The sequence below is a fragment of the Streptomyces sp. NPDC030183 genome (genome assembly GCF_055573455.1).
Window position 1 is genome coordinate 108,992 of sequence record NZ_JBVIBK010000023.1, and the last position, 14,949, is coordinate 123,940.

14 protein-coding genes are annotated in these 14,949 nt (G+C 73.4%); 10 read left to right on the forward strand and 4 right to left on the reverse strand.

What is annotated here, in order from left to right:
* Positions 1 to 96: 96 nt before the first annotated feature.
* Positions 97 to 459: a (2Fe-2S) ferredoxin domain-containing protein gene (locus tag ACZ4Z2_RS26690; protein ID WP_468079282.1), complete on the reverse strand. Its 363-nt coding sequence runs from the start codon at positions 457 to 459 to the stop codon at positions 97 to 99.
* 537 nt (positions 460 to 996) lie between these two features.
* Here ACZ4Z2_RS26690 and ACZ4Z2_RS26695 point away from each other — a divergent pair.
* The gene (locus tag ACZ4Z2_RS26695; RefSeq protein ID WP_468079284.1) at positions 997 to 2,121 is read left to right on the forward strand and encodes a lysylphosphatidylglycerol synthase transmembrane domain-containing protein; all 1,125 of its coding nucleotides are present in this window, start codon (positions 997 to 999) and stop codon (positions 2,119 to 2,121) included.
* A gap of 161 nt (positions 2,122 to 2,282) precedes the next feature.
* Here ACZ4Z2_RS26695 and ku read toward each other — a convergent pair whose 3' ends face one another.
* On the reverse strand, positions 2,283 to 3,332 hold the full coding sequence (gene ku / locus ACZ4Z2_RS26700) for a non-homologous end joining protein Ku (RefSeq protein WP_468079285.1): 1,050 nt from the start codon (positions 3,330 to 3,332) through the stop codon (positions 2,283 to 2,285).
* 133 nt (positions 3,333 to 3,465) lie between these two features.
* Here ku and ligD point away from each other — a divergent pair, with 133 nt between their 5' ends.
* Positions 3,466 to 4,347: a non-homologous end-joining DNA ligase gene (gene ligD / locus ACZ4Z2_RS26705; protein ID WP_468079286.1), complete on the forward strand. Its 882-nt coding sequence runs from the start codon at positions 3,466 to 3,468 to the stop codon at positions 4,345 to 4,347.
* 128 nt (positions 4,348 to 4,475) lie between these two features.
* Here ligD and ACZ4Z2_RS26710 read toward each other — a convergent pair whose 3' ends face one another.
* Positions 4,476 to 5,279, reverse strand: a complete 804-nt coding sequence (locus ACZ4Z2_RS26710) for a nuclease-related domain-containing protein (RefSeq protein ID WP_468079287.1) — start codon at positions 5,277 to 5,279, stop codon at positions 4,476 to 4,478.
* 104 nt (positions 5,280 to 5,383) lie between these two features.
* Between ACZ4Z2_RS26710 and ACZ4Z2_RS26715 the strand changes: the two genes are divergently transcribed.
* The 7 genes from ACZ4Z2_RS26715 to ACZ4Z2_RS26745 all read left to right on the forward strand — a co-directional run bounded on the left by ACZ4Z2_RS26715 (position 5,384) and on the right by ACZ4Z2_RS26745 (position 12,727).
* Positions 5,384 to 5,905: a protein-tyrosine phosphatase family protein gene (locus ACZ4Z2_RS26715; protein WP_468079289.1), complete on the forward strand. Its 522-nt coding sequence runs from the start codon at positions 5,384 to 5,386 to the stop codon at positions 5,903 to 5,905.
* Positions 5,906 to 6,108: 203 nt separating this feature from the next.
* Positions 6,109 to 6,882 (forward strand): hypothetical protein, encoded by a 774-nt coding sequence (locus ACZ4Z2_RS26720; RefSeq protein WP_468079291.1) that lies wholly within the window; start codon positions 6,109 to 6,111, stop codon positions 6,880 to 6,882.
* Between the two features lie 434 nt (positions 6,883 to 7,316).
* The gene (locus ACZ4Z2_RS26725) at positions 7,317 to 8,549 is read left to right on the forward strand and encodes an ATP-binding protein (protein WP_468079369.1); all 1,233 of its coding nucleotides are present in this window, start codon (positions 7,317 to 7,319) and stop codon (positions 8,547 to 8,549) included.
* A gap of 312 nt (positions 8,550 to 8,861) precedes the next feature.
* Positions 8,862 to 9,218, forward strand: a complete 357-nt coding sequence (locus ACZ4Z2_RS26730) for an SH3 domain-containing protein (RefSeq protein ID WP_468079293.1) — start codon at positions 8,862 to 8,864, stop codon at positions 9,216 to 9,218.
* Between the two features lie 48 nt (positions 9,219 to 9,266).
* Complete coding sequence (locus tag ACZ4Z2_RS26735; RefSeq protein WP_468079294.1) at positions 9,267 to 10,652, forward strand: FtsW/RodA/SpoVE family cell cycle protein; 1,386 nt, start codon at positions 9,267 to 9,269, stop codon at positions 10,650 to 10,652.
* The gene (locus ACZ4Z2_RS26740; protein ID WP_468079296.1) at positions 10,649 to 12,115 is read left to right on the forward strand and encodes a penicillin-binding transpeptidase domain-containing protein; all 1,467 of its coding nucleotides are present in this window, start codon (positions 10,649 to 10,651) and stop codon (positions 12,113 to 12,115) included. Before ACZ4Z2_RS26735 ends, ACZ4Z2_RS26740 begins: the two co-directional genes overlap by 4 nt.
* A 72-nt stretch (positions 12,116 to 12,187) precedes the next feature.
* A complete protein-coding gene (locus tag ACZ4Z2_RS26745; RefSeq protein ID WP_468079297.1) occupies positions 12,188 to 12,727 on the forward strand; it encodes a DUF3291 domain-containing protein in 540 nt (179 codons plus the stop codon).
* A 78-nt stretch (positions 12,728 to 12,805) separates the two neighbouring features.
* Here the strand turns inward: ACZ4Z2_RS26745 and ACZ4Z2_RS26750 are convergent, their stop codons facing one another.
* Positions 12,806 to 13,570: a hypothetical protein gene (locus ACZ4Z2_RS26750; RefSeq protein WP_468079298.1), complete on the reverse strand. Its 765-nt coding sequence runs from the start codon at positions 13,568 to 13,570 to the stop codon at positions 12,806 to 12,808.
* A 265-nt stretch (positions 13,571 to 13,835) separates the two neighbouring features.
* Here ACZ4Z2_RS26750 and ACZ4Z2_RS26755 point away from each other — a divergent pair, with 265 nt between their 5' ends.
* Positions 13,836 to 14,774 (forward strand): AurF N-oxygenase family protein, encoded by a 939-nt coding sequence (locus ACZ4Z2_RS26755; RefSeq protein ID WP_468079299.1) that lies wholly within the window; start codon positions 13,836 to 13,838, stop codon positions 14,772 to 14,774.
* Positions 14,775 to 14,949: the final 175 nt, after the last annotated feature.

The window sequence follows — 14,949 nt, forward strand, 5'->3', positions numbered from 1 at the left end:
GGCGAGTGCCCGGTGCAGGGTGCGGAGGGGCCGAGTGCCGTGCCGGCATTGCTGGCCGTGCTGGCCGTGCTGGCCGTGGCGGGCGTCCGACCGCCGTCACACGGCTCCGCGCCGGTGGGGCGGGGTGAAGACGTACAGGTCGAGGATGGGTGGCATCGGGGCCATGCCCGGGCCGCCGGCTCGTACCCAGGCGACGATGTCCTCGGTCGCGTCGGGGTCGTTGACGAGGCCGAGCCAGACCGGGCGGGCGCCGGCGGCGCGGCCCTCGGCGGAGGGCTGGACGACCACCACGTTGGCCTGGTCGCAGACGTCCAGGCAGGTGGAGACGCGGGTGGGGACCGTCTGCCGGAGGCGGTCGGTCTGGGCCTCGTGGTCGACGCCGGGGAGCTTCGTGGTACCGCAGCAGCAGTCCCGGCAGACGACGACCCGGCTGGGCGCGGGAAGCGGCGGAGTGGTCACTGAACTGCCCCGATGATCTTCACTCCGGCGAGTCTACTGGCCGTGCACGATGCCCCCCGAGCCGTCGACGGGTTGTCGGGCCGGCGGGGCCACGCCTCCCCGGACGGCGCGGCCCCCGTGGCCCGGCTGTACGCGGCGGGCGGGGCCCGACGCGGGCGTACATCGGTTCGTGCGCGTCGGTGGGACCGCCGGTGTCGTCCTGGGCCACGAACCACGGGGTCACTTCCCTCCCCCGAAGGCGTTCCCGTCGTTCGTCGCCACTCGGCGCACGCCCCGGGGGCGCCCCGCCAAGCGGTACCTCCCGGACCTCGCGTGACACGAATCACAACATCGTTCGCACAACGGCACGGGAGAATACAAAACGCCTGTACGGACGCCTTACGGTGGCTCCGGCGGCCGTGGGAATTCGGTTCCCCCACACTTGAGCGTCACATCCGAAGGGAACGCTCCTGTCATCCCCCTCGTTCTTGTCACGCCTTGCCTCCGCCGGTCCGGTCCCCGTCCGCCCGGCGGCGACACGGAAGGACGACGTGCCCTTTGTATCCACTTCCGCTCGACGCGCCGCTGCCCCCGCGGCCCACCGCCACCGACCCCATCCCTGATCCCGCCGCTGCCCCCTCCCCCGGGACCTCCCCCGAGCCGCCCTGCGCCGCGCTCGCCCTCCCCACGGGCCTCCGTAGCCGCCTCCCCAGCGGGCTCCGCCGGCTCGTCCCCAGCCGTTCCGCCGTCACCGCCCGCCGGTTGCGGTTCACGCTCACCCTGCTGCCACTGCTGCTGCTCGGCGTGTGGGCCGCGGTCGACTGGCGCACGGTGTACGACGGCGCCACGCGGCTGGTCTCCGCCGACCCGCGGTGGCTGCTGGCCGGCGTCCTCTTCACCGCCCTGTGCTCCGTGGCCGCCGCGTTCGTACGGCAGGGCGCGGTGCCCGAGCGGCTGCCGCCGGGGCAGCTGATCGCGACCCAGTTCGCGGCGGGCGCCGCGGGCCACGCGCTGCCGGGCAACATCGGCGCGCACGCGGTGGTCCTGCGCTTCCTGCGCGGCCAGGGCATACCCCTGCCCCGGGCCACGGCCTCACTCGCCCTCTACTCGGCGGTCAAGCCGGTCGCCAAGACCCTGGTGATCCTGGCGTTCCTGGTCGCCTTCCCCGGCACCCTCAAACTCACCGAGCTGCTCCCCAAGGGGGAGACGCTGGCCCTGGTCGGCGCGATCACCGGGGTCAGTGTGGCGGCCCTGGTCACTTTGATCACGACCGTACGGCCGCTGCGGCAGCCGCTCATCGGAGGGCTGCGGACCGCGCTGACCGACACGCGGCTCGTGCACAGCCGGCCCGTACGGGCCCTCGCGCTGTGGGGCGGGGCCGCCGCGTTCCCGCTGTGCCAGGGCGCCGTCGTCGCCTCCGTCGGGACCTCCCTCGGGCTGCCGCTGTCCTGGCCCCAGATGGTCTTCGCCTATCTCGTCGCCAGCACCGCCGCCGGTGCGGTGCCCGCGCCGGGCGGCCTCGGCCCCATGGACGCGGCGCTCGTCTTCACCCTGGTCGCCTTCGGCGCGCCCGCCACAGTCGCCACGACCACGGTCATCGGCTACCGCGTCCTGACGGTGTGGCTCCCCCTGCTCCCCGGCACGCTGGTGCTCTCGGCGCTCGTACGGGCGAAGGTGCTGTGAGGGCCTGAGGGCCCGGCGGGACATGCGGTGAGGGCCTGAGAGCCCGGCGGGACATGCGGTGAGGGCCTGAGGGGCCGGCGAGAGAGCTGGCGGCCGCCGTCGCGGGCCGCACGGTGCCGGGCGCTCGCCTCGCGCCGCGCGGTACCCGCGCGCCCCGTGTCTCAGGCCGGGCGCTTGCGGGGAGTCGTCTTCTTGGCCTGGGTCTCCTTGGCCTGCGTCTTCTTCGCGGTGCTCTTCGCCGTCGTGGACTTCTTCGCCGTGGACTTCTTCGCCGTCGTCTTCCTGGCGCTCCGGGTGCCCTCGGACGACGACGACTTCGCCGTGGACTTCTTGGCGGAGGCGGCCGACGGGGCGGACTTCTTCGCGGTGGCCGTGGACTTCTTGCCGGCCGGCTCCTTCGGGGTGCGCATGGGGGTCACGGCGGCGACGTCCTCGCCACGGGACTCCTTGGCGGCGCGGACGCTGTTCTCCAGGGCCGCCATGAGGTCGAGCACCTTGCCGCCCGTCTCCGGGGCGGGCGCGGCCGGCGGCTCCTCGCCGGACGCCTTCGCGGCGATGAGTTCCTCGACGGCCTCGCGGTAGTCGTCGTGCAGCTCGCTGAGGTCGACCTCGCCCAACGTCTCCATCAGGGCGTCGGCGAGATCGAGTTCCTTGTCGCGGACGGTGACGTCCGCGTCGGGCGCGACCCCCTCCGTCGTACGGATCTCGTCGGGCCACAGCAGCCCGTGCATGGCGAGGACGTCGTCCACCACCCGGAGCATGCCGAGCCGCTCGCGCCCCCGTAGCGCGAACTTGCAGATGGCGACCTTCCCGCTGCGCTTGAGCGCCTCCCGGAGCAGGGTGTACGGCTTGGCGGCCGGCACGCCGTTCGGCGCCAGGTAGTACGCGGCGTCCACCTGGAGCGGGTCGACCTTCTCAGCCGGTACGAAGCCCTCGATCTCGATGGTCTTGGCGGTCGGGATCGGCAGCGACGCGAGGTCCTCGTCCGTGATCGGGATCATGGTCCCGTCGGCGTCCTCGTACGCCTTGCCGATCTCGCCCTGCGTCACCTCGCGCTCCTCCAGCTCGCACACCTTGCGGTAGCGGATGCGGCCCCCGTCCTCCGTGTGGATCTGGCGGAAGGAGACGGAGTGGCTCTCGGTGGCGTTCACGAGCTTGATCGGGATGCTGACCAGGCCGAAGGAGATGGCGCCGTTCCAGATGGATCGCACGAGCAGCACACACCTTTCGGATGGGTTCTGCCGAGTCATCCACACCGTATCCCCGGCCGCTCGCCCTCGCCCGCCGACGACTGCCCTCCCCGAACCGAAGCGCTTTGTCCTGGTTTCATGCGATTCTCGTTGCATGACGCCGATCACCGAGGTGGAGGGCCACCGGGTCGCCCTGTCGAATCTGGAGAAGGTCCTCCACCCGGCGACCGGCTTCACCAAGGGGGAACTGCTCCACTACTACGCCACCACCGCGGACGCCCTCCTCCCCCATCTGCGGGACCGGCCCGTGTCCTTCCTCCGCTACCCGGACGGACCCGGCGGTCAGCTCTTCTTCGCCAAGAACGTGCCGCCGGGCACGCCCGAGTGGGTCACGACCGCCGAGGTGAGGCGGATGGAGGGGCCGTCCCGGATGGTGCTGGTGCAGGACCTGGCGAGCCTGATGTGGGCGTCGAACCTCGTCACCGAGTTCCACACGCCCCAGTGGACCGTCGACTCACCCGACGAGGCCGACCGGATCGTGTTCGACCTGGATCCGGGGCCGCCCGCGACGGTCGTGGAGTGCTGCGAGGTCGCCTGCTGGCTGCGGGAGCGACTGGCGGCCGACGGGATCGAGGTCCACGCGAAGACGTCCGGGTCGAAGGGGCTGCATCTGCTGGCGGCGGTGCGGGGGGCGTCGTCCGAGCGGGTGACGGAGTACGCCAAGGAGCTGGCCGTGGAGGCGGAGAAGGCGATGCCCCGCCGGGTGGTCCACCGGATGACGCGCAGCCTGCGCCCCGGGAAGGTGTTCGTGGACTGGAGCCAGAACGCCGCCCGCAAGACCACGGCCGCCCCCTACACCCTGCGCGCCCGCACCGAGCCCACGGTGTCGGCGCCGGTCACCTGGACCGAGGTCGAGGAGTGCGCCTCCCCCGGGCAGCTGGTCTTCCGGGCGCCGGACATCACCCCCCGCCTCCAGGACTACGGCGACCTGCTGGCCCCCCTCCTCGACGCGACCGCCGCGCGCCCGTTGCCCTGAGAGCCGGGGCGCCCGGACGCGACCGCCGCCGGCCCGCCTGCTCTGAGACCCGCGCCTCCCTGGGACGGCCCCCGCCCCGGCCGCGTCCTCCGGTCGGCGGTTCCGGCGGCTTCCGGCGGCTTCGGCGCTCAGACCCTCGTCCAGGTGGCCCGGTCCCTGGCCGTCGCGTGCAGGGCTTCGATGTCGGCCGGTTTGAGCACGCCGCCGGTGCGGGCGAGGTCGGGCAGGTCGGTGTCGGTCAGGACGCGGGCCTCTCTCGGGGGCGCGCCGATCCGGAGGCCGGCGGGTTCGACGAGGGCGAGGACGGGGTGGACCTCGGCGGTGAGGGCGTACGAGGCCCGGTCGGCGTCGGCGCGGAGCCGGCGCAGCAGGGGGCGTGGCTCATGGCGGCCGAGGGCGACGAGGGGGTCGGAGACGGTGACGCGCTGCTTGCGGGCGTAGAGGGAGCGGACGCAGTACAGGCCGCCGGGGCCGATCACCAGGTGGTGGATGCGGTCCCCGCCGGGCAGCGGCACCGAGTGCAGGGTGCGCCAGCCCGCGCCCTCCAGCCCGTCCAGCAGCGCCCCGATCGTCTGTTCGGCGGTGAGGGCCCGGCGGCGCGGGTCGGTGCGCAGCCGGTGCGGTGGTCCGGGGTCGCGGTCGAGGGCGATGAGCAGGGCCTCGCCGGGGCGGTTGGGGGCGAGGTCGTCGTCGGGGTGCAGGCTCAGCCGGGCCAGTTCGGCGGCGGTCGGCACGGGCGGCGGGCCCACGGTGACCGGGCCGGTGACGAAGGGGTGGAGGGCGGCGAGCACATCCGCTCTCGACTCCTCGCTCAGGAGGTTCACCCGGCCCGTCTCACGGTCGTACCAGGCGACGTTGCTCCCGTCGGTCCGGCACACGTACAGGCGTTCCTGTCCGTGCCGCCGGGTCGGTATGACGCGCAGTCCGTTCATGCACCATCACCCCCGACCATGGGAACAGGCGGGGTGCTCCATCGGCAAGAACCCGGATACCTTTGGGGGGACGACCCGTCGTCAGGGGCTTGGGGAGGCCGCCGTTGCCGCCGCGCAGAAAGCAACCCGACGTTCCGGCTCCGCTCGAACCGTGGAGCGAGATCGTGCCCGGCCTGTGGATGGGCGGGCACGAGTTCGCGGGGCGGGCCGGCGCCGGAGAAGTCGAATTCGCCGTCGTGGGCGATGAGTTCGATCTCGTACTGTCCTTGCTGCGGCTGCCCGGGTACGGGCCGGGGGACGGTGTCGAGCACCATGTGTGGCCGATCCCTGACGGACCGCTCGACGGGACGCAGCTGGCGGGCGTGATGCGGCTGGCGCAGGCCGCGTGCGACGCGCTGGAGGACGGCCGGAAGGTCCTCGTCCGCTGCTTCCACGGTTACAACCGGTCCGGTCTCGTCGTCGCCCAGGCGCTGATCCGCGACGGGCACTCCGCCGAGGAGGCGATCCGGCTGATCCGCACCCGGCGCTCACCGTGGGCACTGCACAACGAGCTGTTCGTGCAGTACCTGCACACGGGTCTGCCGACGGTCCGCTTCCTGGAGGAGCTGGAGGAACTCGCGGAGTAGGGCGGAGCGGGGGCCGAGTCGCGGAGCAGGGAGAAGCTGCGGAGCAGGGCGGGCTCGCGGGGCTGGGGGCCGAGTCGCGGAACAGGGGGAAGGCGCAGATCAGGGCGGGCTCGCGGGGCCGGGCGGACTCGCCGAGTGGGGCGGGGCGAGCCACGCATAAGGTGTACGGGACCGTAAGCCGCCCTTCCGTATCCAGGAGTCCCGTGTTCCGCAGCCGCTCCGCGCGCGTGGCCGCCGGCGCCGCGTTCGCCGCGGCCGTCGTCGTGCCGCTGACGGGCTGCGGCGACTCCGGGGGCCTGGTGAGCGCGGGCGCGACGCCCACCGCGAACGGACCGACCCGGCTGTGGCCCGGGCGGCCGCCCGCCTCCTCCCCCGCCTACGACTTCGGCGAGGCCGAGACCGAGGTGGTCAAGGGGATCACGGCCCCCGGCGACGACGTCCGGAAGGTGGACCCGGTGGCGGTGGTGCGCGCCGAGATCGCCGCGCACGAGGACGTCTACGAGGGCTCCGCCGCCCTGTACCGGGGGACGAGCCGGCGCATGGCCGACTGCGACGCGGGCGCCGGGCGGGGCGGGTGCCCCGTCCTGGAGCCCTACTACCGGGACCTCACCGGCGACGGGCACGACGACATGGTGGTGGGCTTCCGGCTGCTGCCGGGCAACCAGACGGCCGTGCGGATGTACACCTTCCGCAAGGGCCGGCTGGTGCAGGTGCTGGCCAACGACGACGCGGTGATCGCGGTCGAGCTGGCGGGCCGTACGGTGATCATCCGCTCGCCGGCGGCGATCGACGGCTACGAGTACCGCACACAGTGGAACTGGGACGCCGAGCAACGGGCGATGCTGCTGACCCGGGACGAGATCCTGCGGGTCGGGGGGTCGCCGGGGACGTCGGACGGGCCGGCCGCCGCTTCGCCTTGGGCCTCGGCACCGTCGCCGTCGCCCTCGCCGTCCGTCCCTCCGCCGGGGAGCCCGTGATGCCGACCGGAGAACCCATGCGGCGCGCCGGTGAGACCGGGGCCCGCCCCGACGAACCAGAGCGGCACGCCGCCGAGGCTGAAGCCCGCCCCGACGAGCCCGTGCGACACCCCGAGGAGACCGGCACCCGCCCCGACGAACCAGGGCGGCACGCCGCCGAGGCTGAGGCCCGCCCCGGCGATCCCGTGCGGCACCCCGAGGAGACCGGCACCCGCCCCGACGAACCAGAGCGGCACCCCGAGGAGACCGGAACACCCATGCGGCCCGCCGGTGAGACCGGGATCCGCCCCGACGAACCCGTGCGGCGCGCCGCCGAGGCCGGGGTCCCTCCCGGCGGGCCCGGGGGGCTTGCCGGGGAGACGGTCGCGCGGGGTGGGGGACGGGTGACGGGGGGCGGGCGGTCTCCGGGGCGTGGGGCCGGGAAGGGGCCCGGGCTGCGGCGGCGGGCCGCCTCGCTGACCTGGAAGGCGCTGGCCTTCATCACCGTCATGTGCTGCGGTCTGGCCGCGCTGCTCGGTGCCCTCGTGCATGTCTCCGTCACCCACCAGACGGTCAGCGACGCCCGCTCCCGGGCCCTGGACCGGCTGGAGAGCGCGACCCGGGCGTACGAGGCCGGGAACCGGCTCCCGCCGGACGCCGGGGTCGATCCGCCGGGGCTGCCGAAGTCGCTGCGCGCGCTGGCGGAGAGCGGGCGGCGCGGCACGATGGTCGGCGTCGTCGACGGCCACCCCACGATGTGGGCGGCCACCCCCGCCGACGGCCGCGCGCTCGCCGTACGGCTCGACTACGCGCAGAGCGCGGCCACGATCGAGGGGCTCGACCGGGCCATCCTGGGCTCGTCGGCGCTGGCGATCGGGGTGACGCTGACGCTCGGCGCGCTCGGCATCACCCGGGTCACCCGACGGCTTCGCACCACCTCCCAGGTGGCGCGGCGCATCAGCGCGGGCGACCTGGACGCCCGGGTCGGCGACCCCCGGACGACGGATCCGGCGCGCGCCCGGGACGAGGTGGCGGCGGTTGCCGCGGCGCTCGACACGATGGCGTCCACGCTCCAGCGGAAGCTGCTCAGCGAGCAGCGGTTCACGGCGGACGTGGCGCACGAGCTGCGGACGCCGCTGACCGGGCTGCACGCGGCGGCCGAACTGCTGCCGCCGGGGCGGCCGACGGAGCTGGTACGGGACCGGGTCGCCGCGCTGCGCACGCTGACCGAGGACCTGCTGGAGATCTCCCGGCTGGAGACGGGGAGCGAGCGGCTGGACCTGGAAGAGGTGCGGCTGGGCGTCCTGGCGGGGCGGGTGGCCGCGCACGCCGGCTCCGGCACGGAGGTGCGGGTCGTCGAGGACATCTGCGTCGAGACCGACCGGCGGCGGCTGGAGCGGGTGTTGGGGAACCTGGTGGCCAACGCCCACCGGCACGGGGCGCCTCCCGTCGTGCTCACCGTGGAGGGACCCGTGGTGACCGTGCGGGACCACGGGGGCGGGTTCCCGGAGTACCTCGTCGCCGACGGCCCGCAGCGGTTCCGCACCGAGGGCTCCGCCAAGGGGCACGGTCTGGGGCTGACGATCGCCGTGGGGCAGGCGGAAGCGTTGGGAGCGCGGCTGGAGTTCTCGAACGCCTCCGACGGGGGCGCACTCGCCGCGGTGCGACTGCCCGGGCCCGGCTGCTGACCTGGCCCGGCTGTTGACCTCGCCCGGGTGCTGACCTGGCCCGGCTGCTGACCTGGCCCGGCTGTTGACCTGGCCCGGGTGCTGACCTGGCCCGGCTGCTGACCTGGCCCGGCTGTTGACCTGGCCCGGGTGCTGATCGCGTACACGCGGGAGCCACCCGCGCGCCGGGTGCCGACCACCCGCGCGCCGGGTGCCGACCGCACGCCCGCCGGTGTCGGCCTTCCCCGATGGCCCAACGCAGAAGGCGCCCCGTTCCCCCTCCTCCTAACGTGGCGATTAGTCAGCTTCGCCCCCTTTCTGGAGGAGCATCACATGTCCCTGCGGATCCTGCTCATGCGCTTCGGCATAGCCGCCGCCGGAGGCGCGCTCGTGGCGCTCGCGGCCACCACCCCCGCCGTCGCCGGCGACGAACGGGGCCTCGGCCTCCCCGCACAGAAGACCGTCAAGGGGCAGGTCACGGCCCGATCCGGGCTGATCCTGCGCAGTGCGCCGAACCGCGGTGGCGCCGTCATCCGGGTCGCGCCCTACGGCGAGATCGTCAAGATCTTCTGCCGGACCACGGGCCAGACCGTCAACGGCAACCGCATCTGGTACCTGCTCACCGACGGCACCTGGGCCTGGGGTTCGGCCCGCTACATCGACGCCTGGAAGACGCCACGCTGGTGCTGAGGTGAACGACACGGCACACAGATCCTTCCATTTGGGTAAGTTCCGGACATGACCACCAAGGCCGGAACGACCCTGGCGGCGGGTCCGGCGGACCCGTCCCCGCCCGCCGTTCGCCTCCCCCGGCGCAGAGGCGTCGAGTTCAGTCTCGTCGTCGTGGCCGTCCTGCTCTCCGTGTACGGCTACTGTGCCGTCGGCCTGGCGAAGACCGGCACCGTCCCGCCCGGCGCCGCCGACTACGGCGCCGGGCTCGGCGTGCTCGCGCTGCTGGCCCACGTGGCAGTGCGGCTGCGGGCGCCGTACGCCGATCCGCTGCTGCTGCCGATCGCGGTGCTGCTGAACGGGCTGGGGCTGGTGCTGATCCACCGGCTGGACCTGGAGACCCCGGCCGATCTGGCGGCGCCGGCCCAGCTGAACTGGTCGGCGCTCGGCATCGGGTTGTGCATCGTGGTCGTGGTCCTGCTGCCGGACCACCGGGTGCTCCAGCGGTACGCGTACGTCTCGGTGGTGGCCGCGCTGGCGCTGCTGGCGCTGCCGATCCTCTTCCCGCCGGTGAACGGCGCCCGGATCTGGGTGCGGATCGCCGGATTCTCCCTCCAGCCCGGCGAGTTCGCGAAGGTGCTGCTGGCGCTGTTCTTCGCCAGCTATCTCGCGGCCAACCGCAACGCGCTGGCGTACGCGGGGCGCCAGATCTGGCGGTTCAAGCGGCTCCAGCTGCCGACGGGGCGGGTGCTCGGGCCGATCGTCACCATCTGGCTGCTGAGTGTCGGGGTGCTGGTCCTGGAACGGGACCTGGGCACCTCGCTGCTGTTCTTCGGCCTCTTCGTCATCCTGCTGTACGTCGCCACCGGCCGCACCGGCTGGATCGCGGTGGGGCTGCTGCTGGCGGGAGTGGGCGCGGTGGCCGTCGGCTGGCTGGAACCCCATGTGCACGTCCGGGTGGAGGACTGGCTGCACCCGTTCGCGTCCATCGAGGCGGGCCAGGGGCCCAACCAACTCGCCCAGTCGCTCTTCGCGTTCGCGGCCGGGGGGCTGCTCGGCACCGGGCTGGGCCTCGGCGACTCGATCCTCATCGGCTTCGCCGCGAAGTCGGACTTCATCCTGGCCACGGCGGGCGAGGAGCTGGGCCTGGTCGGGCTCTCGGCGATCTTCCTGCTGTACGCCCTGCTGGTGGAGCGCGGCTACCGCGCGGGGCTCGCCGTGCGCGACCCCTTCGGCCGGCTGCTCGCCATCGGTCTGGCCTCGATCATCGCGCTCCAGGTCTTCGTGATCGCGGGCGGCGTGACCGGGCTGATCCCCCTGACCGGTATGGCGATGCCCTTCCTGGCCCAGGGGGGCTCCTCCGTCGTCACCAACTGGATCATCGTGGCCCTGCTGATGCGGCTGAGCGACTCGGCCCGCCGGCAGTACGACGGCCCGGAGGGAAGGGGCGCGTGACCAAGTACATCCGCCGTGCGGCCGCGCTGTGCGCCCTGCTGCTCGTCGCCCTCCTCGTCAACGCCGCCCGCGTCCAGGTCTTCCAGTCCCGGGCCTACGACGACAATCCCGCCAACCGCCGCCCCGAGATCGCCCGTTGGAGCCAGCCACGCGGGAACATCCTGGTCGGCGGCCGGCCCGTCACCGGCTCGAAGGACACCGGGGAGCAGCTCCGCTACGAACGGACGTACCGCGACGGCCCGTTGTACGCGCCGGTCACGGGCTTCGCCTCGCAGGTGTACGGGACGACGCTGCTGGAGCACACCGAGAACCCCCTCCTCGACGGCAGCGACCCGATGCTGTCCTTCCTGCCGCTGTGGAACGACATCACCCGCGACCAGAACGCCGGCGGCGAGGTCGTCACCACCGTCGACGCGGGGGCGCAACGGGCGGCCTACCGGGGGCTGGGCGCCCGCAGGGGCGCGGTGGTGGCGCTGGAACCGGCCACCGGGCGCGTCCTGGCGTTGGTCTCCCGCCCCTCGTACGATCCCGGGCTGCTGTCCGGGAACGACCCCTCGGTGGCGCGGGCCTGGGAGCGGCTCAACGGGGACGAGAGCAAGCCCATGCTCAACCGGGCGGTGCGGCAGACCTATCCGCCGGGTTCCACCTTCAAGGTGGTGACGGCCGCCGCCGCCCTGGACGCCGGGGTGATCGAGGACCTGGACGCCCCCACCCGCTCCCCCGCCCCGTACACCCTGCCCGGCACCACGACCTCCCTCGCGAACGAGGTCGAGGGTTGCAAGAACGCCTCACTGCGCTATGCCTTCGAGTGGTCCTGCAACACGGTGTTCGCCAAGCTCGGCGTGGACGTCGGCCTCGGCGCCATGAGGGACACGGCGCGGGCCTTCGGGTTCAACGACTCCCGGGTGCGCATCCCCTTCTCCGTCGCGCCGAGCAGCTTCGACACTCACATGGACCGGGCCCAGCTCGCCCTGTCGTCCATCGGCCAGTTCGACACCCGGGCCACGCCCCTGCAGATGGCGATGGTGACGGCGGCCGTCGCCAACGGGGGAACCGTCAGATCGCCGTACCTCGTGGAGCGGACCACCACGGCTGACGGCCGCATCGTCTCCACCGCCGGCGCCCGGCCCCTCCGCCAGGCCATGACCCGGACGACCGCGAAACGGCTCCGCGAGCTGATGCTCGGCGTCGTCACGGACGGCACCGGCGGCAAGGCCCGCGTCCGGGGCGCCGCCGTCGGCGGCAAGACCGGCACCGCCCAGCACGGCATCGGCAACTCCGGCACCCCGTACGCCTGGTTCATCGGCTGGGCCCAGTCCCATGAGGCGCTGGAGCCCGAGGTGGCCGTGGCGGTGGTGGTCGAGGACGCGGACGCGGTGCGGGGCGAGATCAGCGGGGGCGGGGACGCGGCCCCGATCGCGAGGGACGTGATGAAGGCGGTGCTGAGGGCGGCGGTCAGGTGAGGACGGCCGGGTCCGTCCGCCGACTGATATATCCGGTGTCTCCCCCGAGGCGCCCGACCTATCGTTCGGCCCATGACTGCCGTCGCGCACGAACTCGCCCAGGTGAACATCGCCCGTCTGCTGGCCCCGCTTGATTCGCCCCGACTGAAGGACTTCGTCGACGCGCTGGACCCGGTGAACGCGGCGGCCGACGCCGCCCCCGGGTTCGTCTGGCGCCTCCAGAGCGACTCGGGCAACGCCACGGACGTCCCGGTCCTCGGGGACGAGTGGCTGATCGTCAATCTGTCGGTGTGGCAGCACGTCGACGCCCTGACCACGTTCATGTACCAGGGGCGGCACCGGGAGATGCTGTCCCGCCGCAGGGAGTGGTTCGAGCGGCCGGCGGAGGCGGTCACGGCCCTGTGGTGGGTACCGGCCGGTCACCGCCCCTCCGTCGCGGAGGCGGAGGAACGACTCCTGCACCTCAGGGCGCACGGCCCGACACCGTACGCCTTCACCCTGCGGACGACGTTCCCGGCGGGATTGGCGGAGCCGGGAGGACCGGTGGAGCCGGCGGGGGCGGGAGGGGGTCCGGCCACCGAGCCGGCGCCGGGCGTCACCACCGTCGGCTGACGCCCGGCGGGCGGACGCGGTTGCCCCGGCGGGCGCTCGCCGACACTGACGCCGACGACCCCGGCGGGGACGCGGTCGTCAGCGGAGCGGCCTGCGCAGGTCCGCCCTGACCCGGAGGGTCAGCTCGGCGCTCTCCTTCAGGTCCACCTCGTCCGGGTCCAGGCCGATCAGCGCGGGGTCGACCACGAGGACCATGGCGCCGGTGTTGCCGTCGTTCCAGCCGCACTGCGGATAGACCGTCCGCGTCCCCGCGTCCTTCCGGGCGAGGAGCTGGCAGGTCACGGTGACCTCGGAGCCGGCGGGACGGAAGTCCCGCGGCGCCACTGCCACCTCGGTGCCCTCGGCCCGCCCCGCCCACCCCAGCAACTCGTCGCGTGCCTCGTCGGGGTCCTTGAACCGGCCGTACAGTCCGCTGATCGTCAGCCGGCCGCCCCGGTTCACCGGTGTGTACGTGGCGACGGCCGCCCGGGCGTCCCGGACGCTCAGGGTGCGCTCGGCCTCCCGCACGAAGGCGCCGTCGGACGCGTCGGAGTAGTCCCGGTCCAGCTCGTACTCGCCGTCGATCAGCTTCGGCGGCAGCGTCAGCCGGTACTCGGCCTCCGGATAGGCGGCGTCGGAGTCCCCCCGGAGGACCACGAACCCGGTCACACCCGCGACCAGCAGGGCCACGGCCCCGCCCACGACCCCGAGGACGAGCCCGATCCGGCTCCCGCGCCCCGGCGGGGGCGGCGGCGGGGGCCAGCCCGCTAGGGCGGACGGGCCGTCAGGGCTGCCCGGGGACGCGGGGGCGGGCACCGCGCCGTACGGGTCGTGCGACTGCGGGGGCGGCGAAGGCGTGGACATCCCGGCACGCTACCGAGCCACGGGCCCGCGCGGGGGCCTCGGACCCGTCCCCGGGCGCTTCTTCACCGACCGTTCCGGCCGCGTTCGCCGCGGCGTCGCCGTACGCGCCCGGCCGCCCCGCCCCCGTGCCTCGCACCGCCCATCGGTAGACGACTCGTCAACAAGTCGCGCACAGGGGATTGACGGCCTTGCTGACAAGTAGTCTCATAAGCGATGACCGCCGGTAACTGACCGAAAATGCCCGTACGACGAGGTGGGAACAGCCATGACGACGGTGACCCCGGTGTCCGAGGCGGAGGTGCTCCGTGACGCCCTCGGCCTGCTCAAGGACCGGGAGCAGGTGGCCGAACGGCTGCTCGCCTCCTCGGCGAAGCACTCCTTCGACCCGGACAAGGAGCTGGACTGGGACGCGCCCTTCGAACCGGGGAAGTGGTTCTGGCCGCCGGAGCTGGTGTCGCTGTACGGAACGCCGCTGTGGAAGCGGATGTCGGAGGAGCAGCGGATCGCCCTGTCGCAGCACGAGGCGGCCGCGCTGGCCTCGCTCGGCATCTGGTTCGAGATCATCCTCATGCAGCTGCTCGTGCGGCACATCTACGACAAGGCCGCGACGAGCGCGCATGTGCGCTACGCGCTGACCGAGATCGAGGACGAGTGCCGGCACTCGAAGATGTTCGCCCGGCTGATCAGCAAGGGGGACACTCCGTACTACCCGGTGAGCCGGCTGCACCAGAACCTGGGCCGTGTCTTCAAGACGATCTCCACGACCCCCGGTTCCTTCACGGCGACCCTGCTCGGCGAGGAGATCCTCGACTGGATGCAGCGGCTGACGTTCCCCGACGAGCGGGTCCAGCCGCTCGTCCGCGGAGTGACCCGGATCCACGTGGTCGAGGAGGCCCGGCACGTGCGGTACGCCCGCGAGGAGCTGCGCCGCCAGATGGTGACGGCGCCCCGGCTGTCGCGGAGCTTCACCCGGATCACCTCAGGTGAGTTCGCCCGGGTCTTCTCCGTGGCCTTCATCAACCCCGAGGTCTACACGAATGTCGGCCTGGACCAGCGGGAGGCGCAGGCGCAGGTCCGCGCGAGCGCGCACCGTCGCGACATCATGCAGACGGGGGCGCGGCGGCTGACTGACTTCCTGGACGACATCGGTGTGCTGCGGGGCGTGGGGCGGCGGATGTGGCGGTCCTCGGGGCTGCTGGGGTAGCCGGGCGCCCCGTGGCTCGGGGCGACTGTCGTAGGGCGGCTGCGGGTGGGTGGGGGTTGTTCGCGCAGTTCCCCGCGCCCCTGAAAAGCGACCGGGGCTGCGCCCCGTGCTCTTCATGGGGAGGGCGGGCCGCGGGCCCGTCCCTCCAGGGGCGCGGGGAACTGCGCGAGAAACC